The sequence below is a fragment of the Microbacterium sp. NPDC090014 genome, from assembly GCF_044748285.1.
GTDB lineage: Bacteria > Actinomycetota > Actinomycetes > Actinomycetales > Microbacteriaceae > Microbacterium.
Genome location: NZ_JBIVFS010000001.1, coordinates 1,266,879 through 1,291,595 on the forward strand (window position 1 = coordinate 1,266,879; position 24,717 = coordinate 1,291,595).

Below are 24,717 nucleotides of genomic sequence, written 5' to 3' on the forward strand. Positions count from 1 at the left end.
GGCCCATCGTGATCCCGTGTCGGATGCCGCGGCTAGTGTCGAAGTGTCCGACAGAACGGGAGCATCGTGCGGATCGACACTCAGGCGCAGCGCGTCATCTGGAGCGCGAGCGACCTCAAGGCGGCCGCCGAATGCGAGTTCGCGTGGTGCCGCGCGATCGACGCCAAGCTGGGGCGGGTCCCCGCCGTCGACGAGCCCGAAGACGCGACGCTGGCGCGGGCGGCGCTGCTCGGAGACGTGCATGAGCGGAACGTCTTGGCGCGCTATCTCGATGATCTCGGCGCCGATCGGGTGCATCTCGTCGAGAAGGTGTCGTCCGTCGACGCAGTTGCCCTGGCGGCGGCGGTCGAAGAGACGGTCCAGGCACTCGGCTCCGACGCTGTCGTCGTCTTCCAGGCGGCTTTCGCTACACCCGAGTTCGTGGGATTCGCAGATTTCCTGAAGCGCGACGACGACGGTCGCTGGCGGGTGCAGGATTCGAAGCTCGCCCGAAAAGCGCGGGTCACGGCCCTCATGCAGCTCGCGGCATATGTCGATCAGCTCGATCGGCTCGGCATCCCACGATCCGACGAGGTCGACCTCATCCTCGGCGACGGCTCAGTGAGCACCCACTCCGTCGACGACCTCCTCCCGTTGTTCCAGGTGCGACGGGCGCGTCTGCGCGCGCTCATCGCAGATCGTCGCATCGGCGACGGTTCCGCCGGGGCGGCGCTGGCGTGGGGCGACGACCGCGGCGATCTCGAGGTCGTGGCGTGCGGGCGCTGCGCCACCTGCGAGGAACAGGTGATCGCGCACCGAGATCTCCTCATGGTCGCCCGCATGCGGCCCGTGCAGCGTGCGCGACTGAGAGCCGCCGGCATCGAGACCATCGACGCCTTGGCAGAAGCGCCCACGCCCCCTGACGGCATGAACACCGACACGTTCGAGACTCTGAGGGCACAGGCCCGACTGCAGATCCAGGCGGATGCCGACGGTGCGCCGACCTATGACGTGCACTACGCGGCCGCGATCCATACGCTCCCGGTGCCGAGCCACGGAGACATCTTCTTCGACTTCGAGGGTGACCCTCTCTACACCGAGCCGGCGCCGGACGGCCAGGCTCACTGGGGGATCGACTACCTCTTCGGATGGGTCGACAACTCCGATCAGTACACCGCGCTCTGGGCACACGATTTCGCGGCGGAACGCGAGGCGTTCGAGAGGTTCCTCGACTTCGTGAAGCTGCGGCGCGCGGCTCATCCGGGCATGCACATCTATCACTACGCCCCGTATGAGACCTCGCACCTCGTGGCCATGGCGGCGCGGCACGGCGTCCGTGAGGGTGAGATCGATCGACTGCTGCGTGAAGGAGTGTTCGTCGACCTGTATCCGCTCGTGCTGCGGACCGTGCGGGTCGGCACGAGGTCGTACTCCATCAAGAAGCTCGAGCCTCTCTACATGGGCGCGGATGTGCGCACGAGCGACGTCCAGAAGGGCGATGACTCGATCGTGCAGTACGTCGCGGCTCGAGAGCTCGCGGCGGCGGGGGAGCAGGAAGAAGCGGATGCCGTGTTCGCCGACCTCGCCGACTACAACCGCTACGACTGCGTCTCCACCCGGCGCCTCCGCAACTGGCTGATCGACATCGCGAGGGCTGAGGGCGTGACTCCGGCGCCGCCGGATGAAGCGGACGAGGTGATCTACGAGCCGTCACCGCGCTCGGTGTCACTGCTCGCCGATGCGGAGCGCGCGGTCGACGCAGGCGACGACGGTCAGGTGCATCGCATCGCGGCCGCGGCGATCGACTACTTCCCGCGCGAGGCGAAGAGCTTCTGGGTCTCGCACTTCCAGCGACTGCGCGAACCCGTCACGATGTGGGACGGCACGCGTGACGTCGTGCGCATCGACCGCGCCTCATCGCGCGTGCAGAGGGACTGGAGCATCGGCGAGGGCCGACGGGTGATGTCGCGCGACATCGAGATCCGCGGCGAGGTGTCGCCGGGCACCACTCTGGGCGCCGGGGCGCAGCCGTTCGCCCTGTATCCCGTGCCGGCTCCCTTCGACACCGAGGCACCGTCACGAGCGGTGCATGTCCCTCACACCGTCACGATCACCGAGGTGCTCGACGACGGCTACCTGATCACCGAGACGGCGATCCAGGGGCAGACCTGGGACGAGCTTCCCCTCGCTCTCACTCCGGCTGCGCCGCCACGCGTCGTCTCGCTGCAGGGCGCGATCGATGAGTGGGCGGACTCCGTCCACGCGGCCGCCCCCGGGTTCCCGCGTGACGCGGCCACCGACGTGCTTCGTCGCATCCCTCCGCGCACGCTGTCCGGTCGTCCGCTGCCCGAGCAGGGCGACGACGTGATCGACGCCATCGTCCGAGGCGTGCTCGATCTCGACCGCAGCTACCTCGCCGTGCAGGGCCCCCCGGGGACCGGCAAGACCTACACGGGCTCGCAGGTGATCGCCCGGCTGGTGAAGGAGCACGGATTCCGGATCGGTGTCGTGGCGCAGTCCCACGCGATCATCGAGAACCTCCTCGAACGAGTCGTCGCCGACGGTGTGCCGGCGAGTCAGGTCGGCAAGGCTCCGAAAGACCCCTCCGTCGAGCCGGGCTACACCGTCATCCCCAAGAACGGCATGGCGTCATTCCTCGCCGAGCAGGCCGAGCACGGTGCGGTCGTCGGCGGCACAGCGTGGGACTTCAGCAACACCGCCCGCGTCGAGCGCGGAGGGCTCGATCTCCTCGTGGTCGACGAAGCAGGGCAGTTCTCGCTCGCGTCGACGATCGCCGTCGCGGCCGGAGCGAAGAACCTGCTGCTCCTCGGAGACCCGCAGCAGCTTCCTCAGGTCAGTCAGGGCGCGCACCCCGAGCCGGTCGACACCTCGGCGCTCGGCTGGGTCATGGACGGCGACGCGGTCATCAAGCCCGATCACGGCTACTTCCTCGCGAGATCGTGGCGCATGCATCCGTTCGTCGCGGCCCCGGTGTCCAGGCTCGCGTACGCGGGCCAGCTCGCCTCGGCACCCGGAACCGAGAGGCGGTCGATCGACGGCGTCGAAGCGGGGCTCCACGTCGTCCCGCTGCGGCATCGAGGCAACGCCACAGAGTCGCCGGAAGAGGCGGCCGAAGTGGTGGCGCTGGTACGCGGTCTCGTCGGACGCACGTTCACCGACAATGATGCGGAGTCCACGGCGCGCCCCCTGGCGCAGAACGACATCATCGTCGTCGCGCCGCACAACGCCCAGCGTCAGACCGTGCACGATGCGCTCGCCGCGGCGGGCTTCCACGACGTCCCGGTCGGCACGGTCGACAACTTCCAGGGCAAGGAGGCGGTGGTCTCGATCACCTCGCTCGCGGCGTCCAGCGGACGCGATGCTCCGCGAGGCCCGGAGTTCCTCCTGCTGCAGAATCGGTTGAACGTGGCGATCTCGAGGGCGCAGGTCGCGGCGTACCTCATCCACTCACCGGCCCTGCTCGACGATCTTCCGCGCACTCCCGAGGGGGTCGCTCGGATGAGCGCCTTCGCGCGTCTGGTCGGAGCGGCGAGCTGAGGTCGCCGTCGGCAGAGGAGAGCGATGACTCACACGATCGATGATGTCCTGCGAGCCTCGGCGGCGTGGGTGTGGTTTCCCCGCGGCAGCGAGCAGCAGCGGAGCCATCTGCAGCTGGTGCGGTATCCGACGCGATTCGGTGGCGGAGTGCGCGGCTCGCAGGTCGACTCGGATGCGGATGCCGCGACCGTCGTAGAACATGCCATCGACCGCACGAGGGCGTGGGACGAGAGCGAGCTGCGGTTCTGGACCAACGTCCGATCGCCCCGATCTCGAAGCCGATCTCCTCGGGCGCGGAGCCGAGCACATCGACACCGTAGCCGTCTTCGCGAGCCGGATCGACAGCGCCACGATCGACAGCGCCGCGAGCGATGTCCCGCCTGAAGTCAGGGCGGAGGTCGTGCGAACGCTCGAGCAGGTTCGCGAAGTCGACGCGATCAATGTGCCGGTCTGGAAGCAGCAGCCGCTCGATGACGAAGGCCTGCGCATCGAACTCGACGAGATCACATCGGCGTACGACGCAGGCACGCAGGTGCGTGTTCTCGCCCGGCTCGGCGCGGACGGCGAGGCGGTCAGCACGGGCGGCTGCACGATCGTCGACGGCTTCGCACGCCTGTGGGGAGCGGCGACGATCGAGCAGGCACGGGGACGAGGAGCCTACCGTGCCGTCCTCGTGGAGCGGCTTCGCCAGAGCGCGGCACGGGGAGCGACCACGGCGTTGGTGAAGGGGCGCACCGCCACCTCCGCGCCGATCCTCGCGCGAGCGGGTTTCACGAAGTACGGCGAGGAGCGCTGCTACCTCGTGAGGGCGTGAGTCACACGACGCGGCTGCTCGAGCGCGGTCAGGCGCCGGTGCCGCCGAGTTCGTCGCGCACGATTCGCGCTCCCGCTGACAGGGCGCTCATCTTGTCGAGAGCGACGCGCCTCGGTAGGGGCGCCATCCCGCAGTTCGAGCTGGGGATGAGCAGGTCCGCATCGACGAACTCGAGCGCGCGCCGCAGGGTGTCGGCGACTTCTTCCGGAGTCTCGATCTGCTCGCTCGCGACGTCGATCGCGCCGAGCATCACCTTCTTGCCGCGGATCAGCTCGATGATGTCGAGCGGCACGTGGGAGTGGTGGCTCTCCAGCGAGACGATGTCGATGGTGGATCGCTGCAGAAGGGGGAACGACTCCTCGTACTGCCTCCACTCGGCTCCGAGGGTCGCCTTCCAATCGTTGTTGGCCTTGATCCCGTAGCCGTAGCAGATGTGGACCGCGGTCTCCACACGCAGTCCTTCTGCTGCCCGCTCCAGAGCAGCCACACCCCAGTCCTTCATCTCGTCGAAGAACACGTTGAACGCGGGCTCGTCGAACTGGATGATGTCGACTCCGGCTGCCTCGAGCTCTTTCGCCTCCTGATTGAGGATCGTCGCGAACTCCCATGCCAGCTTCTCGCGGCTGCGGTAGTGGCGGTCCGACAGCGTGTCGATCATCGTCATCGGGCCAGGCAGCGCCCACTTGATCGGCTGGTCGGTCTGCTGGCGCAGAAAGGCCGCGTCATCCACGAACACGGGCGCGCGGCGGCTCACTGCGCCGACGACGGTCGGCACGCTCGCGTCATAGCGATCGCGGATGCGGACCGTCTCCCGATTCTCGAAGTCGACTCCGTCGAGATGCTCGATGAAGGTGGTGACGAAGTGCTGACGGGTCTGCTCCCCGTCGCTGATGATGTCGATCCCGCGTCGACGCTGCTCGTGCACTGCGGCGCGCAGGGCGTCATGCTTGCCCTCCGCGAGCGCATCGCCCTGCAGCTCCCACGGCGACCAGAGGACTTCGGGCCGGGCGAGCCACGCCGGCTTGGGCAGACTTCCGACGATCGAGGTGGGGAGGAGTTCTCGCACGGTCGACGATCCGCGGCCGGTCATCGGACCGCAACGGGGGAGGCGGACGCGGGGGAGGACGGAGCGGGATACCCGGCAGCCCACTGGTCCAGCACCGTCCGGTGCGGCGTGACGAAGTGCTCATCGGCGTAGCGTCCCTGCACGACGGCGAGCTGGCTGCGCTCCTCGCGGTCGTACGTGATCTCGGTCTGCCGATAGTCGTCGTGGGCGAGGCTCGGACGGTAGACGCTCTCGGCGGACGCATTCGCGTTGTAGATCTCAGGCCGGTAGATCTTCTGGAAGGTCTCCATGGTGCTGATCGTGCCGATGAGCTGCAGATCGGAGTAGTCGCTCAGGAGGTCGCCGCGGAAGTAGAAGGCGAGGGGGGCGACGCTGCCGCGTGGCATGAAGTAGCGGACCTGCAGCCCCATCTTCCCGAAGTACTCGTCGGTGAGCGAGAAGGAGTCCTGCACGTACTCGGCGCCGAGCACGGGGTGGTGGTTGCCGTTGCGGTGATAGGTCCTGCTGGTCGAGACGCTGATGCAGATCACCGGCAGGGTCGAGAAGCGCTCCTGGTACGCCTCGGACTCGAGGAAATGCTGGAAGAGCTTGCCGTGCAGCACGCCGAAGTCGTCGGGAGTGGAGAATCCGCCGGCGGCCGCGCTCGCCGCAGGCAGGACGACGCTGAAGTCGTAGTCGCGGAGGTAGGAGGAGAAGTTGTTTCCCACGATCCCATGGTGGCGTTCGCCGGTCAGCCGGTCGACGATGTGGACGTCGAGCACCTCGAGCACCGGGAACTCCTCGTCGTTGCCATCGGCGAATCGCAGCTGCACCGAGACGATGTCGAGCTCGACCGTGTAGCGCTCGTCGCCGCCCGCGAGGTCGTTGAAGCGACGGTCGATCATCTCCAGGGCGTTGCGGAGGTTCTGCTGGCGGCGCTCGCCGCGCGCGAGGTTGGCGAAGTTCGTGGTGATGCGCGAGCTGTCGGACGGGGCATAGTCCTCGTCGAAGCGAGTGGTCGTGATGCTGAACGTGATCTCGTTCGCCATGAGGGGCCAATCCGGGAGAGGGGAGGCCGATCTGGCCTCGCGAAAGCGGTGCTCTCATAGTGCAGCGATGCCGGAGCTATCGGGTAATTCGGCTCCGCTATGCGGTGATATAGCCTTCTCCTATGCCTAGGCGATCGAGCGGGATCACACTGCAACAGCTCCAGTACTTCATCGAGGTCGCTGCGGAGGGGTCGATCACCGCGGCGGCCGACGTACTCTATGTCGCGCAGCCCACGATGTCCGCGGCGATGAAAGACCTCGAGAGCCGAGTCGGACGCGATCTGCTCACCCGGTCGGCGCGAGGGGTGACGCTCACGAGCGACGGCACGGAGTTCCTCGGGTATGCCAGACAGATCGTCGAGCAGGCCGAGCTTCTCGAGCAGCGCTACCTCGGGCGGCCACCGTCGCGCCGACTCCTCGGGGTCTCCACCCAGCACTACTCCTTCGCCGTCGACGCATTCGTGCGGATGGTCAAGCGCTCGAGCGCCGCCGAATACGAGTTCTCGCTCCGCGAGACCCGCACGTGGGACATCATCGAAGATGTGCGGACGCTCCGCAGCGAACTCGGCATCCTCTTCCGCAACGACTTCAACCGCAACGTGATCGACAAGCTCCTGCGGGACTCGGGTCTCGCATTCCATCCGCTCTTCATCGCCGAGCCGCACATCTTCGTCTCACGACGGAACGCACTCGCGTCGCGAGACCGTGCGACCCTTGACGATCTCGTCGGCCTTCCGCGTCTCACCTTCGACCAGGGCGCGAACAACTCGTTCTACTTCGCGGAGGAGATCCTCTCGACCCTCTCGAGTGCGCGGGAGATCCGAGTCTCCGATCGAGCGACGATCTTCAACCTGATGATCGGTCTCGACGGATACACGATCTCGACCGGCATCATCAGCGACGATCTCGATCCCGAGATCGTCGCCGTGCCCCTCGACGTCGACGAGCGCATCGAGATCGGCTGGATCGGACGCACGGCCATACCGCTCACCGAACAGGCCCAGCAGTACCTCGGCGAGGTGCGAGACGTGGTGGCGAGCTTCGGCGTGCCCCTTCTCGAAGACGAACCGCGCGAGCCGGAGATCCGTCAGACGGTGCCGTAGAGCCGATCGCCGGCGTCGCCGAGTCCGGGCACGATGTAGCCCTTCTCATTGAGGCGCTCATCCAGGGCCCCGAGCACGATCGTCACATCGCGGTCTCCGACGAGCGCCTCGATGGCGGCGAGGCCTTCGGGAGTGCCGAGCAGGCAGATCGCCGTGACGTCCTTGGCCCCGCGGTCGAAGAGGAACTGGATGGCGGCAGCCAGCGAGCCGCCGGTCGCGAGCATCGGATCGATCGCGAAGCACTGACGATCGCTCAGGTCGTCGGGAAGGCGCTCGGCGTAGGTGGTCGGCTCGAAGGTCTCCTCGTCGCGGACCATGCCCAGGAACCCGACCTCTGCCGTCGGCAGCAGCTTCACCAGGCCCTCGAGCATGCCGAGGCCGGCGCGCAGGATCGGCACGACGATCGGACGGGGCTCCGAGATCTTCACGCCCATCGTCGTCGTCACGGGAGTGGTGATCTCGACCGGACTGACCTTCACGTTGCGGGTCGCCTCATACGCGAGAAGCGTCACGAGCTCTTCGGTCAGCTGCCGGAAGACGGGCGACGGGGTGCGATGGTCGCGCAGCACCGAGAGCTTGTGAGTGACGAGAGGGTGGTCGGCGACGTGGACACGCATGGATACAGGCTAATGCGCCGGGGGCTCCGGTACGACATCGGATGCCGTCGGCCGCCCGAGCGGCTGTCGTAGGCTCGATGCATGACCGCCTCCGACGCCCGTGCGATGCGACGCGCGCTCGAGCTCGCGGCCGAGGCGTCGGCGGCCTCGGAGATCCCGGTCGGCGCGGTGGTGCTCGACGCAGAGGGCCGGATCATCGCCGAAGGACGCAATCATCGTGAGGCGACCCACGACCCCACGGGGCACGCCGAGATCGCGGCGCTGCGGTCGGCCGCGGCGTCCGTCGGCTCGTGGAATCTCGACGGCCACACCCTCGTCGTGACCCTCGAGCCCTGCATCATGTGCGCGGGGGCGATCCTGCAGGCGCGGATCGGCCGCGTCGTCTTCGGCGCGTGGGACGACAAGGCGGGGGCCGCCGGCTCCATGTACGACGTGCTGCGCGACCGTCGGCTGCCGTACCGCGCCGAGGTCGTCGGCGGGGTCGAAGCGGATGCCGCCACGGCCCTGCTGCGGAGCTTCTTCGAGCAGCGGCGCTGACGGCTACGGCACCCCGCGCGCGATCAGTCGGAGGACTTGAGCACGAAGACGTCGGTCGACGGCTCGGGGTCGAGCGACGGCCGGTAGACATCGGGCTCGATGTAGATCACGCGTGCGATCGGAAGAGCCTCGCGGATGCGGGCCTCGATCGCATCGATGTCGACAGCTGCCTCGCGCAGCGGCTTGTTCGCGTTGAGTGCGATCTTCGCCGCGACCATGAGCTCGTCCGGGCCCAGGTAGAGGGTCTTCATGTGGATGATCTTCTCGATCTCGTCGCCCGCGTTGATCGCGTCGACGATGCGATCGTGATCGGCCTGCGTGGCGCCCTCGCCCACGAGGAGGCTCTTCGTCTCGACGCCGAGCACGATCGCGATGAGTACGAGCAGGATGCCGATCATCAATGTGCCGAGTGCGTCGAACAGCGGGTTTCCGGTGATCACGGTGAGCCCGACGCCGAGCAGTGCGAACGTGAGACCGGTGAGTGCCCCGACGTCCTCGAGGAGCACGACGGGGAGCTCCGGCGCCTTCGCGCGGCGCACGAACGACACCCAGGACTGGCCCGTGTCACGGACGAGATTGCTCTCTCTGACGGCGGTGCGCAGCGAGAACGACTCGAGGCCGATCGCGACCACCAGCACGACGATCGGCAGCCACCACCACGTCTTGTCGAGTTCATGCGGGTGCGTGAGCTTGTCGATCGCCTCGTAGATCGCGAACAGACCTCCGACGGAGAACAGGATGATCGACACCACGAACGCGTAGACGTACCGTTCCCGCCCGTAGCCGAAGGGGTGCGCCCTGTCCGCCTCGCGCTTCGCCTTGCGTCCGCCCAGCATGAGCAGCAGCTGGTTGCCGGAGTCGGCGACCGAGTGGATCGCCTCGGCGAGCATCGATGCGGATCCCGACAGCGCCCACGCGAGGAACTTCGCCAGGGCTATGCCCAGGTTCGCCAGGAACGCCGCGAGAATGGCCTTGCCGCCGCCGGATGCACTCATGCGTCGAGTCTAGATCGGCTCGTCCGTGGTCGCCCGGTGCGCCCGCCGTAGGATGGCGACATGGCTGACTCGCTTCCCGCTCTCGCGTTCCTCGGTGCCGGATCGATGGGCGGCGCGATCCTCCGAGGGGTGGTCGCATCCGGCATCCAGGTCGACGGGGGAATCACCGCGACGAACCGCACGCCCGAGAAGGCGGCGGCCCTCGCCGACCTCGACGGGGTCAGGAGCATCGCCCTGTCCGAGACCACCGACGGCAACGCGGATGCGGTCGCGAAGGCTCGCATCGTCCTCGTCGGGGTGAAGCCCGCGATGGTGCCCGATCTGCTGCGCGAGATCGCCTCGCATCTGGCCGACGACGCGATCGTCGTGAGCCTCGCTGCGGGAGTCACGCTCCAGACCTTCGCCGACAACCTCGGCGCCGACGTGCGGGTCATCCGATCGATGCCGAACACGCCCTCGACAGTTGGCAAGGGAGTCACCGGTCTGGCCGCGGGGGCAGCGGCATCCGACGACGATCTCGCCCTCGTGCACCGCCTCTTCGCCACCGTGGGCGCGGTCGTCGAGGTTCCCGAATCGCAGATCGACGCACTCTCGACGATCTCGGGTTCCGGCCCCGCCTACGTCTACCTGCTCATCGAGGAGCTGACGAAGGCAGCCGTCGGAATGGGCTTCAGCGAGAGCGACGCGCGGGTCATGGTGGAGCAGACCTTTATCGGCGCCACTGCGCTGCTCGATGCGTCGGGTGAGGAGCCGTCCGAGCTCCGCCGCAGGGTCACGAGCCCCAAGGGCACCACCGAGAAGGCCGTGGCGGTGCTGCAGGACGCGCACCTCGATCGCACCTTCGCGGATGCCGCCGCTGCCGCGCTCGCACGCGCGAAGGAACTCGCGGCCGGAGCCTGACATGCAGCTGCGGTTCTCCGGGGAGATCTGGTTCTGGCGCGGTCCCGCGCCGTTCCATTTCGTCACCGTGCCGCCGGCGGAGAGCGAGATGATCGGTGAGGTCGCGAGCGTCGTCACCTACGGATGGGGGATGATCCCCGCATCCGTCACGATCGGCGACACGACCGTGACCACCGCCCTCTGGCCCAAGGACGGCGGCTACATCGTGCCGATCAAGAAGGCCCTGCAAGACCGTGAGGGCGTCGGCGTCGACGACCTCGTCGAGATCGCGCTCGACATCGACGCCTGACGTCCGTCGCGCGGATGCCGGTCAGCGGTCGAGGGCGGCGAAGCGCTCGATGTCGCTGTTGGTGCCCGAGACGATGATCAGATCGTGGTTTGTCACGATCGTGTTCGCCTCGGCGTAGCGGAACGGCTTGCCCGGGCTCTTCACTCCCACGACCGTGACCTTGTACTTGCTGCGCACGCCGGACTCGTTCAGACCCACGCCGCGGATGAACTTCGGCGGGTACATCTTGGCCAGCACGAAGTCGTCGTCGAAGCGGATGAAGTCGAGCATCCGGCCGGAGACGAGGTGCGCGACGCGCTCACCGGCTTCTCGCTCGGGGTAGATGACGTGGTTGGCGCCGACGCGGGCGAGGATCTTGCCGTGCGACTGCGAGACCGCCTTGGCCCAGATCTGCGGCACCTTGAGGTCGACGAGGTTCGCGGTGATCAGCACCGACGCCTCGATCGACGAGCCGACGGCGACGACGGCGACCTGGAAGTCCTGCGCGCCGATCTGCCGCAGGGCGTCGATGTTCTTGGCGTCGGCCTGCACCGTGTGCGTGACGCGGTCCGACCATTTCTGCACGAGCTCGAGGTTGTCGTCGATCGCCAGGACCTCGCGGTCGAGACGATCGAGTTCGCCTGCGCAGGCGGCACCGAACCGGCCGAGACCGATGACGAGGACGGGAGCGTCGCCCCGGAGGACTTCAACCAACGATCGGCCTTTCCACGGGCAGTGAGTAGTACTGCGTTCGCGATGTCGCGGCGACGGCCGCGGCGAGAGTCACTGTACCAACGCGCCCCATGAAGATGGTGGTCGCGAGGACGTACGAACCGGCGTCGGGGAGATCGGCGGTGAGGCCGGTCGAGAGTCCGACGGTGGCGAAAGCCGAGATGACGTCGAAGAGGACGTGGCTGATGTCCGCCTTGGTGATCTGGGCGATGATGATCGTCGAGAGTGCCACGATCGTGGCTCCCCAGGCGACGACGCTCAACGCGACGCGCTGCACGTCGCTGGGGATGCGACGGCCGAACGCCTCGACGGACTGACGGCCCTTGGCCTCGGACCACACCGCGATCGCGAGCACCGCCAGGGTCGTCACCTTGATTCCGCCTGCGGTGGAGGCCGAGCCGCCGCCGACGAACATCAGCATGCTCGCGGCGAGGAGGGATGAGCCGTTCAGATCGTCCATCTCGATCACGTTGAAGCCGCCCGACCTCGTCATCGCGGACAGGAAGAACGCCTGGAAGGTCGTGTCCGCGGCATCCATCGACCCGAACGTCTTCGGGTTCGCGTACTCGAGGATCAGGAAGACGGCGGCGCCGAGCACGAAGAGCAGCACCGTGGTGACCAGGGTGAGCTTGGTGTGCAGCGACCACTTCTTCACGTGCCACACGTGCTTGGCCAGGGTGTAGATCACCGGGAAGCCGATGCTGCCGAGGAACACGCCGGCCATCAGCAGCGTGAGGACCAGATAGTCGTCGGCGAACACGGCGACTCCGCCGGCATTCGGCGCGAAGCCGGTGTTGGTGAAGGCCATCGCGGCGAAGTAGGGGGCCTCCCAGAGCGCTGCGATCGGCTCGACCCCGGCCATCACGAGTGCGGGGTAGAGGAGGACCGCGAGCACGCCCTCGATGATCAGCGCGGAGACGGCCACGGTCGTCAGGAGCTGACCGACTTCGCCCAGCCGGACGGTCTGGCTCTCGTTCACCACGCCACCGTGCGCGCGAAGGGGGTTGGTGTCTCCCGCGGCGAGGAGCTTGGCGCGGAGTCCCAGTCTCTTGGAGATGAGCATGCCCATCAACGAGGCGAGGGTGAGAACGCCGAGCGCGCCGATGTTGACGCCGATGAAGATCAGCACGTGACCGAAGGGCGACCAGTACGTCGCCATGTCGACGGTCGCGAGTCCCGTGACGCAGATGGTGGAGACCGCGGTGAACAGTGCATCCGCCAACGGCGTGACCGTGCGCGAGGCCGAGGCGATCGGCAGCGAGAGCAGCACCGTGAAGACCAGGATGAGCAGCGCGAAGATGACGATCGCGAAGCGCGAGGGCGACGACGTGATGATGTGCTTGCCCCAGGAGGCGGCGTTCTGGAGACGCTGTCGAGGCGACGACGCCGAAACGATGCCCGACATCGCGTCCCCCTTCGATCTTCCTGCTCCGACGTGCGCGGATGCACGGCGCTGATCGCCGAGCCTTCGTCATGGTACTCCGTGCCGGGGACGACTACCCTGATCACATGACGGACATCTTCGACGTGATCGCAGACGGTACGAGGCGAGACATTCTCCAGCTTCTCCTGCGACGCACCGCCGAAGGGGATGCCGGAACGAGCGTGAGCCAGATCGTCGCCGACCTCGGCATCAGCCAGCCGACCGTCTCGAAGCATCTGAAGGTCCTGCGCGAGGCCGAGCTGGTCAGCGTCCGCGAAGACGGGCAGCGTCGTTTCTACAGCTTGGCCGTCGAGCCGCTCGAGGTCGTCGACGACTGGCTCGTGCCCTTCCTCATGGATGCCTACGGCGACGACGCACCCGACATCGACTACCCCGGACTGCCGCTGCCCGACGGAGCCGCACACGCGGCCGAGGTCGTCGGCCGCGCCGCGGCATCGGCGAAGCACGTGGTCGCGACGGCCCTCAAGCGCCTCGGCGGCTGATCGCGGCCGGAGACACACATCGCCCCTGACGATCGGGGGGCGTGTCGTCAGGGGCGAGGCCGCGGGCCCCAGCCCGCGTGACTCGGATGGTGCCATCGTGAGTCGTGTGGTCAGCCTCGCAGGGCAGTCTGAGCGGTTCCGGCATACCTCCTATGTCTCCGCTGTGACGTCGCCCGTTCCGCGGGCCATGCGCCGATTCGGGACCTTTCCCGTGCGCGCCTTCGCGACCATCGGGGATGCACACTGATCACACAGGCCACATGGGTTTACACGTGTCCCACCTTGCCCATAGAGTGTGCACACAATCCAGAAAGGGGTACGTGGGATGCCCGAGGTTCCAGATGTCCGGTTCCTTACGGTGGCCGAGGTCGCCGAACTCATGCGTGTGTCGAAGATGACGGTCTATCGGATGGTGCACGCTGGGGAGCTGCCAGCCATCCGCTTCGGTCGCAGTTTCCGTGTTCCGGAATCCGCGGTCGCCGAGGCCCTGCAGCGACCGATAGCCGACGTCGGCTGACGTCCTCGGCGTCGTCTCGTGAGCGCGTGCAGCGGAAGCTCCACGGTTTGCTAGACTGATCCGAGGCATTTTTCCGTGCCCGTACCCGGGTGTCCGTCACCGACGACACCCAGCCACTGACTTAGTGAGGTTTCCGTGGGTTCTGTCATCAAGAAGCGCCGCAAGCGCATGGCGAAGAAGAAGCACCGCAAGCTGCTTCGTAAGACTCGCCACCAGCGTCGCAACAAGAAGTAAGCGACCAGACACGAGCGCCTGTCTCCGGACGGGCGCTTTGTGTCTCTGCCCCCGGTTTCCCACTCGTCGCAGGAGCATGCCATGAAGTCGATCACCGTCACCGAGCTCGCCGAGCGGTCGAACACCCCGCTCATCGATGTCCGAGAGGTGGATGAGTTCGCCGCCGGTCACGTGCCCGGGGCCGTCAACATCCCGATGTCCGAGATCGGCAACCGGCTCGAAGAGCTGCCCGCAGAGTCGTTCGACGTCATCTGCCAAGCGGGTGGGCGGTCGGCGCGCGTCGTCGAAGCGCTCGAGTCCCGCGGATACGACGCCACCAACGTCGAGGGCGGAACGGGCGAGTGGATCGCGCAGGGCCGCGATATCGAGGTGCCGTCGGCGTGACCACGCTGACCCTCATCGGCAAGCCGGACTGCCATCTCTGCGATGTCGCGTCCGAGATCATCGACGCCGTCGTCGCCGACCTGCCTGACGCGGCAGCCGAGCGCATCGAGATCGTGGAGGCCTCGATCGCCGACGATCCTGTGCTCTACGAGCTGTGGTGGGAGAAGATCCCCGTCGTCCTGATCGACGGCGACCTGCACGCGCACTGGCGTCTGTCCGCCGACCGACTGCGCGACGCGCTCGAATCAGCCGTGCAGCAGGACGCACTCGAGAAGGAAGCCCGATGATCCGTCACGTCGTCACCTGGAAACTCGCAGCCGACGATGCGGCGACACGCGCCGAGCAGGCCGCCGAGGTCGCCCGTCGTCTGAACGCTCTCGACGGCGTCGTGCCGCAGCTGCGCTCGATCACCGCGGGCGCGAACGTCGCCTATCCCGACGCGAACTGGGACGTCACCCTCGTCGCGGACGTCGATTCGATCGCTGCTCTCGAGGAGTATCAGGTGCACCCGGCGCACGAAGAGGTCGTGGCGTATGTGCGCTCGGTCGTCGCCTCCCGTGTGGCCGTCGACTTCGAACTCTGAACCTCTGATCGGCGGTTCTCGGTGTGATGAGCGCAGGGGGAATCGCAGGCGAGACCACCTGGCATGACATCACGATCGCCTGGGCATCGCCCTCGCAGCTGCACGATTTCACTGAAGCCGATGCCGCAGCGATGGGTCAGCGGGAACGCCTCCGCGAGCTGAGCGGCAGCCGTGCCCAGGCGTTCCTCGCCGGCAGGGCACTGATGCGCGCCCTCGTACGCAGGATCACCGGAACGCACGACGTGGTCATCTCGAGCCGCTGTGCCAGGTGCGGGGCGGACCATGGTCGGCCGCGCGCCGACGGCGTCTTGCTCAGCGTGAGTCATGCGGAGGGTCTCGTCGTCGTCGCAGTGGCTCCGGCAGCGGTGGGGACCGCGGCGTCGCTCGGCGTCGATGTCGAGCAGGCATCTGCGGCCGGCCGTGTCGACGAGCTGCGAACGATGTTCCCTGACGGCGCCGCCCCGGATCTCGCGGGGTGGACGCGCATCGAGGCGGCGGTCAAGGCGGATGGTCGCGGATTCGAGACAGAGCCGTCAGAGGTGCTCCTCCGACTGCGCGAGAACACGGATCCCTGCGTGTGGTCGGCAGCGCTTCCGGGTCGTGCCGCCACGATCGACGTCACGACGCTGGTCGGCCCACCGGGGTACGTGCTGAGCGTCGCTCGGGGGTAATCCCGCTCGGTCTCAGGACCGGGATGCAGGAAGTGCGGGCAGCGGGAGTTCGTCGATCCAGGTCCGCACCAGGGTGCGCGCCCGGTCGTCGGCCACCTCGCCGACGAGGCCGAGGAAGTCGTCGCTGGTGACAGCGAGTCGCGCGAACCGCGCGGTCCACTCCCGCGTCAGAGCGAAGAACCGCTCATCGCCGATCGTGAGTCGCAGGGCATGCAGGGTGAGGGCACCGCGCTTGTAGACGCGATCGTCGAACATGTCGTTCGGACCGGGATCCGAGAGCAGCAGATCCTGGGCGAGGCCGCGGAGGGCGGCGTGATGGGCCAGAGCGTTCTCGTGGGCGGTCGACGCGCCGGACGCTTCCGACCACAGCCACTCGGCGTAGCAGGCGAATCCCTCGTTCAGCCAGATGTCCCGCCAGCGGGCGACGCCGACGCTGTTGCCGAACCACTGGTGCGCGAGCTCATGCGCGATCAGGCGCTCGCTGCCCCCGGCTCCGTCCACGTGATTCGCACCGAAGATCGCCATGCCCTGCGCTTCGAGGGGGATCTCGAGATCGTCGGGTGTGATGACGACTTTGTAGGACTCGTAGGGATACGTGCCGAAGGCTTCGACGAACGTCTCCATCATGTGCGGCAGCGGGGCGAAGTCGGAGCGCACGCGACCCGCGAGAGCCCGCGGGTGGAACAGACGCCCGGGAGTCGTGCCGAGAGCGACCCTGTCATCGTCGTACTGGCCGATCTGCACGGTCATCAGGTATGTCGCGGTCGGCACCGGCTGCTCGAAGATCCATCGGGTGCGACCGCGCTGCGTCGATCGCGTGGCTGCGCCGCCGCTGACCACGGTGTACTCGGGATCGGCCGTGAACTCCAACCGATACGTCGCCTTGTCCGAGGGCAGGTCGTTGCAGGGGAACCAGGTCGGCGCGCCGGTCGGCTGCGACGCGACGAGCACGCCGTCTTCGAGTTCTTCCCACCCGAGGAGCCCCCATCGAGTGCGCCGGGGCGACGGAGAACCGGAGTACTCGACCGCAACCGTGAGCTCCTGACCGCTCGCCCGCTCGCCCCCGAAGACCACTTTGAGCCGCCGGTCGTCCTGTCTGAACGAGGCGGCGCGATCACCGACGACCCGCACCTTCGTGACTTTGAGCCCGACGAGGTCGAACGAGACGTGCTTCGCCGATTCCTGCATCTGCAGCCGGATCGTCGCCGTGCCCGCGATGCGGTTCGTGGTCACGCGATAGTCGATGGCCAGGTCGTAGTGCAGCACCCCGTAGCGCCGATCGCCGCTGTGCGGGGTGTAGGGGTCGACGGTCATGCGTTCGAGGCCTGGTAGGAGCGCACTTTGACGGCACGCCACGGCCCGATGGGGTTGCCGCTCCAACGACTGCCGATCGGCACGAACTCTCCCCGCATCACGAGTGAGGCGGGCCCGACCGTGGCATCCGATCCGATCGTGGCCGCGGGCAGGATCACGCTGTGCGGACCGAGGGTCGCACCGCTCTCGAGGGTCACTGCGTCGATGCTCATCACTCGATCATGGAACAGATGCGTCTGAACCACACATCCGCGGTTCACGGTCGCACCGTCCCCGAGGGTGACCAGGTCGGGCTCGGGCAGCCAGTAGCTGTCGGTCCAGACGCCTCGGCCGATCTTCGCGCCGAGGGTGCGCAGCCAGATGGCGAGTGCAGGAGTGCCCGATGCGGCGTTGGCGAACCAGGGTGCGGCCACCATCTCCGTGAAGGTGTCCGACACCTCCGTGCGCCACACGAAGCTCGACCAGAGCGGATGCTCGCCGGCACGGATCGGCCCCACGATCAGCCACTTGGCGGCGGTGGTGATCAGAGCGGCGAAGGCGCCTGCGGCGAGCATCACGGCGCTCGAGAGCAGCACAGCCCATGCGAGTCCCCAGGCCTCGACCACCGCGGCGAGCGTGAGCATCACACTCACTCCGATCGCGCAGGTCACGAACACCGGGATGATGCGGCACAGCTCCCACAGAGCCCGCGCGAGGCGGAGTCCCGGGCGCGGGCGATACGTGCGCTCGAGATCGGAGTCGTTCACCACACGGCGCAGTCGCGCGGCGGGCGAGCCCAGCCACGATGAGCCCGCCTTGGCCTTGGGCGGAGCGACGGACAGGACGGCGACGAGGCCGTCGCGAGGCACGTTGTGCCCGCCGGCGGCCATGCCGGAGTTGCCGAGGAACGCGCGCTTGCCGATGCGCGCGGTGCCCAGCCGCATCCATCCGCCCTGCAGCTCGTAGGTCGCGACCATGGTGTCGTCGGCGAGGAACGCTCCGTCGGCGATGGTCGTGAGCTTCGGGATGAGCAGCACGGTCGACGCCTCGACGTCGCGCCCGACCTCGGCCCCGAGGGCCCTGAGCCAGAAGGGAGTGGCACTGCTCGAGTACAGCGGGAAGAGGAAGGTACGGGCGGAATCGAGCAGACGCTCGGTCGTCCACGCCTGCCAGGCGATGCGCGAGCGCACCGGGTACACGCCTTCGCCGAGACCGGCTCCGAGCACACGCACGAGGACGAGCACGAGACCGGCGAAGACGAAGCCGGCGAGCAGCACTGCGGGAACCAGCAGCGCCAGGATGCTCGGGACGGCCGCTGTCAGGGAGTCGGACCCGCGCATGCCCAGCGCGAGCACCCAGGCGCCGGCGGCGAGCGAGAGGACAGGGAGGACGCCGAGCGCGGCGGAGGAGGCGGCGTAGGCCCACAACCACCGGGTGCGGCTGGGTGGGCGGCCCTCCTCGAACGGCCGCGACACTCCGCCGACGCGTGCCGCCGGCGATCCTGCCCAGCGCTGCCCGGCGCGGACCCGACCGAACACGGCTGAGCCGGGCGCGATCTCGGCGCCGCGACCGATCTTCGTGCCGGGGGCGAGGGTGCTGCGGGCGCCGATGGTCGCTCCCGCGCCGATGCGGATGCCGCCGATGCGCACGGTGTCGCCATCGATCCAATAGCCGGTGAGGTCGACCTCGGGCTCGATGGAGGCTCCGGAGCCGATGTCGAGCATGCCCGTGATCGGCGGGACGGTGTGCAGATCGACATCTCTGTGGATGCGGGCGCCGAGAGCTCGTGCGTAGTAGACGACCCAGGGAGCACCGGCCAGGCCGACCGGGTCGACCTGCTGGGCGATCTGCTCCGCGAGCCACAGACGCAGATGCACTCCGCCGCCGCGCGGATAGTCGCCAGGGCGGAGTCCGGCGAGCAGCAGACGCGCGGCGACGGCGGCGATCGTCATCTTCCCCACCGGGGTGACGAAGATCAGCAGGCCGACGATGATCGTCCACACCGGAACAGCGGGCAGGAATTCGAATCCGGGGGACAGCCGCAGGAGCCAGCTCGCGGCGAGCAGGTACAGCAGCCAGCGGATGCCGGAGAACACGAACAGCGGGAGACCCGCGATCGTCTGCACCCACTGCATCCGTCGGGGGGTCGGGACGGGCTGGCTGAAGACGCGTTCCTCGGCGTCCTCGTCATCGGCCTCATCGTCGACGGCATCCGACATCTGGCGCAGCCGCGGCAGATCGTAGACGTCGGTCATCGTGAACTCCGGCGCCCGGGTGCGCAGGCGGGAGACCAGCTGGGCGGCCGCGAGCGACCCGCCGCCGAGCTGGAAGAAGTCGGCGTCCTCGTCGCCCGGGCGCACGCCGAGCACGGCGAACCACTGCTCGGCGAGCCACGCCGCCGTGCCGGACAGGGACGAGTCGTTCGCGTCGCCGGAATCGAGCGGCCAGGGGAGAGCCGCCTTGTCGACCTTCCCGGACGTGCGGACGGGCAGATCGTCGACCATGGCGAGCAGAGGGATCAGCGGAGCGGGAAGCGTCTCCGAGAGCTCACCACGCGCCACCTGCCGGTCGAACCCCTCGTCGGGCACGACATAGCCGACGAGGATCGGCATGCCCGTCTCGGTCTTCTGCACCACCACGGTCGCCGCCGAGACGGAGCTCAGCGCCTGCAGCGCCGCCTCTACCTCGCCGAGCTCGATGCGGCGGCCGCCGATCTTGACCTGGTCATCGGCGCGACCCTGGAAGATCAGTCCCTCGGACTCGACCCGCACGACGTCGCCGGAGCGGTAGGCCCGGTCCCAGCCGAGAGTGGGCATGGGCGCGTACTTATCGGCATCCTTCGCAGGGTCGAGGTACCGGGCGAGACCGACTCCGCCGATGATCAGCTCGCCGGTCTCGCCCTCGGCGACGCGCTGTCCGTCAGCATCGACCACGGCGAGCGACCACCCGTCGAGCGGGAGGCCGATACGCACGGGACCCGTACCGTCCATCAGCGAGGCGCAGGCCACGACCGTGGCCTCGGTCGGGCCGTAGGTGTTCCACACCTCACGTCCGTCCGACGCCAATCGGGCGACGAGCTCGGGCGGGCAGGCCTCCCCGCCGAAGATCAGCAGGCGCACGTTCTCGATCGCGTCCTGCGGCCAGAGGGCGGCGAGCGTCGGCACCGTCGAGACGACGGTGATGCCGTGGCCGAGCAGCCACGGCCCCAGGTCTTCGCCCGAGCGCACGAGAGCTCGCGGTGCGGGCACCAGGCAGGCGCCGTGGCCCCACGCGAGCCACATCTCCTCACAGGACGCGTCGAAGGCGACCGAGAGGCCTGCGAGCACGCGATCACCGGGACTCAGCGGTGCGGCCTGGAGGAACAGACGTGCCTCGGCGTCGACGAAGGCCGCGGCCGAACGGTGCGAGACCGCGACGCCCTTGGGCACGCCGGTCGACCCGGAGGTGAAGATGATCCAGGCATCGTCGTCGGCCGTCGGCGGCGCGACGATCGGGATCGCGGAGGTGCGCGGATGAGGTGACTCGCCGCCGAGGAGATCGACCGCCTGGGTCGCCCCGGCCGGCATGTAGCCGGCGTCGGTGATCGTGCCCGCGATGCGGGCCTCGTGGAACACGAGATCGGCACGCTCCTGCGGGTCGTCGGCATCGACGGGGACATAGGCGGCGCCCGCCGCGATGGTGCCGAGGATCGCGATGTACAGCTCGCGGTGTCCGGACGACATGCGGATGCCGACGCGGTCGCCGCGGCGCACGCCTCTCTCGTGCAGCAGGGCCGCCGTACGCCAGACGTGCGCGAGCAGCTCGGCGTAGCTGAGCGCCCCGTCCGCGTCCTCGATGGCCGAGGCGTCGGGATATCGCCGGGTCGTCTCCTGAAGGATGTCGATCAGCGTGCGGGGAGGAGGCGCGTCGGCGCCCCGGTCGAGCGCCTCCTGCACGTCAGCGCGCAAGGAGGTCGAGCAGAGCGGCCTTCGTCAGGCGCGAGTATCCGGTGCGGCCCTCGGCGCGGGCGCGGGCGCGCAGCTGGACCAGGGTCAGCGCGCTGAGCTCCGGTGCCGCTGCAGAGGTCTCTGTTGGTACCGGTGCCGGTGCTGGTGCTGGTGCTGGTGCCAGTGCCGGTGCCGACGTCGGGGTCGTGATCGTGACCGTCGGCTCGACGGTCGGAGCCGCGACCACGGCCTTCGTGGCCACGGCCTTCTTCGCCTCGGCCTTCTTGGTGGCCTTCTTCGGGGCCGGCTGCTTCGCATCCGGCGTCGGCTCGACGGCGGACTTCTTGTCGGCCTTCTTCTGATCCTTCTTCGCCGCGGACTTCCTGTCCGACGCCTTCTTCTCGGCCTCCAGGCGTGCCGTGGCCTGGGTGAGGCGCGCGGTCGCCGCGGTCGCCGACTTCGCGACCTTCTTGGGCCGATCCGCGACCTTCTTCTTCGAGACTTTCGCCGCGTCCTTCGCGTCCTCGACGAGAGGCTTCAGCTTCTTGGCGTCCTTCTTGGGCAGGGACTTGATCAGCTTCTTCGCGTCCTTCGCCGCATCCTTCGCCGCGTCGAGAGCGGCTTCGGCGGTGCGCTGTGCTGAGGTCTTCTTTGCCATGATCGGGTCTCCTCTGAGTCCGGAGCGTGTCGGCTCGGGCTGTCGGCACAGACGATACTCAGGCAAGGTGAACAATCGGTGCCGCATCGTGCGTAACACGCCCGTCATATTCGGTCACACTTGCAACACAAATGTGATCCGCAGAAGGCGGCCGACGGCGGGTTCGGCCCGGTGGTGCATGTTTAGATGTTCTCCTACCCGTCCGTGGGGAACCACACCCTCGTCCTTCAGGAGCTGACATGCAGCGTCGCAACATCATCGCCGGGATCGCGCTCGCCGCGACCGCCACCCTCGCCCTCGCCGGATGCGCGACCGGCGGCAGTGACGCGGGATCGGGTGAGCCTGCGGCCGGCGACGAGTACGACCTCATCGAGGCGGGCACCCTGACGGTCTGCTCCGACATCCCTTACGCACCGTTCGAGTTCGAGGGCGGCGACAACGGCACGGGTTACACCGGCTTCGACATCGACCTGCTCGACGCGATCGCGAAGGAGCTCGACCTGAAGCTCTCGGTGCAGGACGTCGGATTCGACGCGCTGCAGTCGGGCACCACGCTCGCCGCCGGACAGTGCGACGTCGGCGCCTCGGCCATGACGATCACCGACGAGCGCAAGGCGAACATCGACTTCTCCGAGCCGTACTACGAGTCGCTGCAGTCGCTGCTCGTGCGCACCGACTCGGGCATCGAATCGATCGACGATCTCTCGGGCAAGAACGTCGGCGTGCAGCAGGGCACCACCGGAGAGGCCTACGCGACCGAGAACGCCGAGGGCGCAGAACTCGTCCAGTACCCCTCCGACGGAGAGCTGTGGCCCGCGATGCAGGCCGGACAGATCGACGCGATCCTTCAGGACCAGCCGGTGAACCTCGAGCACGAGAAGGCCGACAGCGCGTACAAGATCGTCGAGGAGTACGAGACCGGCGAGTCGTACGGCTTCGCATACGCGAAGGGCGAGAAGGATGCTCTGCGCGAGGCGATCGACGGCGCGCTGCAGGATCTCCGCGACAGCGGCGACTACCAGACGATCTACGACACCTACTTCACCGCGAAGTAATCGGCGAGCGACGTAGGACAGGGAGACCTTGACAATGGCGTTGAGGCGCACCACGAAGAGCAAGCTGTATCGGTACACCGTCTATGCGGTGCTGATCGCGGTCGCCGTCTGGCTGATCGTCAGCACCGACTGGGCCCGCATCGCGCAGCTGTATTTCAACCCGGAGGTCGCGGCGAAGATGCTTCCGGGCATCATCACCACGGCGCTCGTGAACACTCTGTGGTTCACGGCCGTCGCGTTCGCCGGCGGTCTGCTGCTCGGCGTCGTGCTCGCGCTGCTGAAGCTGTCGTCCATCGGACCCTTCCGATGGATCGCGACGGCGTGGATCGAGCTCTTCCGCGGGCTTCCCGCGATCCTCACGATCTTCGCCATCGCGTTCATCCTGCCGATCGGACTCGGCGTGCCGGGCACGAAGCTCGGCGGACCGGTCGTGCTCGGCCTGATCGGTCTGATCCTGGTCGCATCGGCGTACATGGCCGAGACGATCCGCGCCGGCATCCAGGCCGTTCCGAAGGGGCAGACCGAGGCGGCACGTTCGCTCGGCATGTCGCCCATGAAGACGACGTTCTGGATCGTGGTCCCGCAGGGGTTCCGCATCATCATCCCGCCGCTGACCAACGAGTTCGTCCTGCTGCTGAAGGACACGTCGCTGCTCTTCGTGGCAGGTTCCTTCATCTGGTCGAAGGAGCTGACGAACTTCGCCCGTGACGCGAGCACGCAGAACGCGAACGGAACGCCGCTCATCATGGCGGCGGCCCTCTACCTGATCGTGACGATCCCCCTCACGCGCTTCAGCGCGTACCTGGAACGAAGGATGTCGAGGCAGCGATGATCACCGATCTGATTGACGTCCACGCCCCCGCGATCGACCTGCAGGGGCTCGTGAAGAGCTTCGGCGACAACGAGGTGCTCAAGGGCATCGACCTCACCGTCACCGCCGGAGAGGTCGTCTGCATCATCGGCCCGTCGGGCTCGGGCAAGTCGACGCTGCTGCGCTCGGTGAACCTGCTCGAGGAGCCGACCGGCGGTAAGGTGCTCATCGAGGGGATCGACATCACTGATCCCGATGTCGACATCGACCGGGTGCGCACCCGCATCGGCATGGTGTTCCAGAGCTTCAACCTCTTCCCCCACCTCGATGTGATGGGCAATCTCATGATCGCGCAGCAGCGCGTGAAGAAGCGGTCCAAGGCTGAGGCTGAGCGGGTCGCGAAGGAGATGCTCGGACGCGTCGGGCTCGCCGAGAAGGCGGACGCCTTTCCCGGACACCTGTCGGGCGGTCAGCAGCAGCGTGTCGCGATCGCGCGGGCGCTGTGCATGAACCCGGACATGATGCTGTTCGACGAGCCGACGTCGGCGCTCGACCCCGAGCTCGTCGGCGAGGTGCTGCAGGTCATGCGCTCGCTCGCGGACGAGGGCATGACGATGCTCGTCGTCACGCACGAGATGGGCTTCGCCCGCGAGGTCGGATCACGTCTGATCTTCATGGACGGCGGCTACATCGTCGAAGAGGGCGACCCGCGCGAAGTGCTCGCGAACCCGCAGCATCCGCGTACGCAGGACTTCCTGGCTCGCGTCCTCTGAGTTCGCGTCTCACCTGTCACGACGAGACCCCCTCCCGCTGAGTCAGCGCGAGGGGGTCTCGTGTGCGGAGAGTGCTGTGCGAGGTCAGGCCTCCACGACCTCGGCATCCGCGGCATTGCGGCGCACCGAGTCGATGCCGTTCAGCGCGGACGATCTCGACGAGTAGCCCTCGCTGATCGCGATCACCTCGCCGTTGCCGGACTTGAGGCGGAACCGGTACTCGCCGGACTTGTCGGTGTACAGCTCGAACGTGCCTGCCATGAGGTGTCCTTTCTCGACGGTGAGGAGG

At 67.8% G+C, this 24,717-nt stretch carries 26 protein-coding genes; 16 read left to right on the plus strand and 10 right to left on the minus strand.

All coding sequences use genetic code 11. The features are described 5' to 3' along the window. Window positions 1-66: 66 nt before the first annotated feature. Window positions 67-3,537 carry a TM0106 family RecB-like putative nuclease gene (locus ACIPV5_RS05985; protein ID WP_400340321.1) on the plus strand — a complete coding sequence of 1,157 codons (3,471 nt, stop codon included), beginning with the start codon at window positions 67-69 and terminating at the stop codon, window positions 3,535-3,537. Between the two features lie 199 nt (window positions 3,538-3,736). Beyond that, the gene (locus ACIPV5_RS05990; protein WP_400340323.1) at window positions 3,737-4,351 is read left to right on the plus strand and encodes a hypothetical protein; all 615 of its coding nucleotides are present in this window, start codon (window positions 3,737-3,739) and stop codon (window positions 4,349-4,351) included. Between the two features lie 28 nt (window positions 4,352-4,379). Here ACIPV5_RS05990 and ACIPV5_RS05995 read toward each other — a convergent pair whose 3' ends face one another. Both ACIPV5_RS05995 and ACIPV5_RS06000 read right to left on the minus strand, forming a co-directional pair. Beyond that, window positions 4,380-5,417, minus strand: a complete 1,038-nt coding sequence (locus ACIPV5_RS05995; RefSeq protein ID WP_400340324.1) for a methionine synthase — start codon at window positions 5,415-5,417, stop codon at window positions 4,380-4,382. Window positions 5,418-5,437: 20 nt separating this feature from the next. Beyond that, window positions 5,438-6,445, minus strand: a complete 1,008-nt coding sequence (locus ACIPV5_RS06000) for a putative oxygenase MesX (protein WP_400340326.1) — start codon at window positions 6,443-6,445, stop codon at window positions 5,438-5,440. Window positions 6,446-6,567: 122 nt separating this feature from the next. Here ACIPV5_RS06000 and ACIPV5_RS06005 point away from each other — a divergent pair, with 122 nt between their 5' ends. After that, window positions 6,568-7,548, plus strand: coding sequence for a LysR family transcriptional regulator (locus ACIPV5_RS06005; RefSeq protein ID WP_056277084.1), 981 nt, complete (start codon window positions 6,568-6,570; stop codon window positions 7,546-7,548). Here the strand turns inward: ACIPV5_RS06005 and upp are convergent. Then, a complete protein-coding gene (gene upp, locus ACIPV5_RS06010) occupies window positions 7,533-8,165 on the minus strand; it encodes a uracil phosphoribosyltransferase (protein ID WP_042538962.1) in 633 nt (210 codons plus the stop codon). The genes ACIPV5_RS06005 and upp overlap by 16 nt on opposite strands. A gap of 81 nt (window positions 8,166-8,246) precedes the next feature. Here upp and tadA point away from each other — a divergent pair, with 81 nt between their 5' ends. Beyond that, window positions 8,247-8,702: a tRNA adenosine(34) deaminase TadA gene (gene tadA / locus ACIPV5_RS06015; RefSeq protein ID WP_056277087.1), complete on the plus strand. Its 456-nt coding sequence runs from the start codon at window positions 8,247-8,249 to the stop codon at window positions 8,700-8,702. A 23-nt stretch (window positions 8,703-8,725) separates the two neighbouring features. Here the strand turns inward: tadA and ACIPV5_RS06020 are convergent, their stop codons facing one another. Next, entirely contained in the window at window positions 8,726-9,697 is a 972-nt protein-coding gene (locus tag ACIPV5_RS06020; protein WP_072590790.1) for a cation diffusion facilitator family transporter, read from the minus strand. A gap of 60 nt (window positions 9,698-9,757) precedes the next feature. Here ACIPV5_RS06020 and proC point away from each other — a divergent pair, with 60 nt between their 5' ends. Both proC and ACIPV5_RS06030 read left to right on the plus strand, forming a co-directional pair. Further along, a complete protein-coding gene (gene proC, locus ACIPV5_RS06025) occupies window positions 9,758-10,597 on the plus strand; it encodes a pyrroline-5-carboxylate reductase (RefSeq protein WP_400340329.1) in 840 nt (279 codons plus the stop codon). Window position 10,598: 1 nt separating this feature from the next. Beyond that, window positions 10,599-10,886, plus strand: a complete 288-nt coding sequence (locus ACIPV5_RS06030) for a DUF1905 domain-containing protein (protein ID WP_053098847.1) — start codon at window positions 10,599-10,601, stop codon at window positions 10,884-10,886. A gap of 21 nt (window positions 10,887-10,907) precedes the next feature. On the opposite strand, the gene ACIPV5_RS06035 is transcribed toward ACIPV5_RS06030, so the two are convergent. Further along, window positions 10,908-11,579 (minus strand): TrkA family potassium uptake protein, encoded by a 672-nt coding sequence (locus tag ACIPV5_RS06035; RefSeq protein ID WP_047520565.1) that lies wholly within the window; start codon window positions 11,577-11,579, stop codon window positions 10,908-10,910. Continuing rightward, window positions 11,572-13,002, minus strand: a complete 1,431-nt coding sequence (locus tag ACIPV5_RS06040) for a TrkH family potassium uptake protein (RefSeq protein WP_053098848.1) — start codon at window positions 13,000-13,002, stop codon at window positions 11,572-11,574. The genes ACIPV5_RS06035 and ACIPV5_RS06040 overlap by 8 nt, the downstream gene beginning before the upstream one ends. Before the next feature lie 104 nt (window positions 13,003-13,106). Here ACIPV5_RS06040 and ACIPV5_RS06045 point away from each other — a divergent pair, with 104 nt between their 5' ends. The 7 genes from ACIPV5_RS06045 (at window position 13,107) to ACIPV5_RS06075 (ending at window position 15,912) form a co-directional block, all read left to right on the plus strand. Then, complete coding sequence (locus ACIPV5_RS06045) at window positions 13,107-13,523, plus strand: helix-turn-helix transcriptional regulator (protein WP_053099390.1); 417 nt, start codon at window positions 13,107-13,109, stop codon at window positions 13,521-13,523. A 325-nt stretch (window positions 13,524-13,848) separates the two neighbouring features. Further along, a complete protein-coding gene (locus ACIPV5_RS06050) occupies window positions 13,849-14,040 on the plus strand; it encodes a helix-turn-helix domain-containing protein (RefSeq protein ID WP_053098849.1) in 192 nt (63 codons plus the stop codon). Window positions 14,041-14,175: 135 nt separating this feature from the next. Continuing rightward, window positions 14,176-14,274, plus strand: coding sequence for a 30S ribosomal protein bS22 (locus ACIPV5_RS06055; RefSeq protein WP_003792170.1), 99 nt, complete (start codon window positions 14,176-14,178; stop codon window positions 14,272-14,274). Window positions 14,275-14,355: 81 nt separating this feature from the next. After that, window positions 14,356-14,658, plus strand: a complete 303-nt coding sequence (locus ACIPV5_RS06060; protein ID WP_053098850.1) for a rhodanese-like domain-containing protein — start codon at window positions 14,356-14,358, stop codon at window positions 14,656-14,658. Continuing rightward, complete coding sequence (locus tag ACIPV5_RS06065) at window positions 14,655-14,945, plus strand: glutaredoxin family protein (RefSeq protein ID WP_053098851.1); 291 nt, start codon at window positions 14,655-14,657, stop codon at window positions 14,943-14,945. Before ACIPV5_RS06060 ends, ACIPV5_RS06065 begins: the two co-directional genes overlap by 4 nt. Beyond that, entirely contained in the window at window positions 14,942-15,241 is a 300-nt protein-coding gene (locus ACIPV5_RS06070) for a Dabb family protein (RefSeq protein ID WP_053098852.1), read from the plus strand. Before ACIPV5_RS06065 ends, ACIPV5_RS06070 begins: the two co-directional genes overlap by 4 nt. A 26-nt stretch (window positions 15,242-15,267) precedes the next feature. Continuing rightward, complete coding sequence (locus ACIPV5_RS06075; protein WP_400340334.1) at window positions 15,268-15,912, plus strand: hypothetical protein; 645 nt, start codon at window positions 15,268-15,270, stop codon at window positions 15,910-15,912. Window positions 15,913-15,924: 12 nt separating this feature from the next. Here ACIPV5_RS06075 and ACIPV5_RS06080 read toward each other — a convergent pair whose 3' ends face one another. Genes ACIPV5_RS06080 through ACIPV5_RS06090 form a run of 3 tightly spaced genes read right to left on the minus strand, consistent with a single transcriptional unit; the run spans window position 15,925 to window position 21,789 of the window. Continuing rightward, entirely contained in the window at window positions 15,925-17,226 is a 1,302-nt protein-coding gene (locus tag ACIPV5_RS06080; protein WP_400340335.1) for a M1 family metallopeptidase, read from the minus strand. Next, a complete protein-coding gene (locus tag ACIPV5_RS06085) occupies window positions 17,223-21,152 on the minus strand; it encodes a Pls/PosA family non-ribosomal peptide synthetase (RefSeq protein WP_400340337.1) in 3,930 nt (1,309 codons plus the stop codon). The genes ACIPV5_RS06080 and ACIPV5_RS06085 overlap by 4 nt, the downstream gene beginning before the upstream one ends. Beyond that, on the minus strand, window positions 21,142-21,789 hold the full coding sequence (locus tag ACIPV5_RS06090) for a hypothetical protein (protein ID WP_400340338.1): 648 nt from the start codon (window positions 21,787-21,789) through the stop codon (window positions 21,142-21,144). The genes ACIPV5_RS06085 and ACIPV5_RS06090 overlap by 11 nt, the downstream gene beginning before the upstream one ends. Before the next feature lie 239 nt (window positions 21,790-22,028). Here ACIPV5_RS06090 and ACIPV5_RS06095 point away from each other — a divergent pair, with 239 nt between their 5' ends. From ACIPV5_RS06095 to ACIPV5_RS06105, 3 genes are read left to right on the plus strand one after another with little or no spacing between them, the layout of a single operon-like run. Continuing rightward, window positions 22,029-22,844, plus strand: a complete 816-nt coding sequence (locus ACIPV5_RS06095; protein WP_053098857.1) for a transporter substrate-binding domain-containing protein — start codon at window positions 22,029-22,031, stop codon at window positions 22,842-22,844. A 34-nt stretch (window positions 22,845-22,878) separates the two neighbouring features. Then, on the plus strand, window positions 22,879-23,676 hold the full coding sequence (locus ACIPV5_RS06100; RefSeq protein WP_053098858.1) for an amino acid ABC transporter permease: 798 nt from the start codon (window positions 22,879-22,881) through the stop codon (window positions 23,674-23,676). After that, entirely contained in the window at window positions 23,673-24,428 is a 756-nt protein-coding gene (locus ACIPV5_RS06105; protein WP_053098859.1) for an amino acid ABC transporter ATP-binding protein, read from the plus strand. The genes ACIPV5_RS06100 and ACIPV5_RS06105 overlap by 4 nt, the downstream gene beginning before the upstream one ends. Before the next feature lie 84 nt (window positions 24,429-24,512). Here the strand turns inward: ACIPV5_RS06105 and ACIPV5_RS06110 are convergent, their stop codons facing one another. After that, entirely contained in the window at window positions 24,513-24,689 is a 177-nt protein-coding gene (locus tag ACIPV5_RS06110; protein ID WP_082297996.1) for a YegP family protein, read from the minus strand. Window positions 24,690-24,717: the final 28 nt, after the last annotated feature.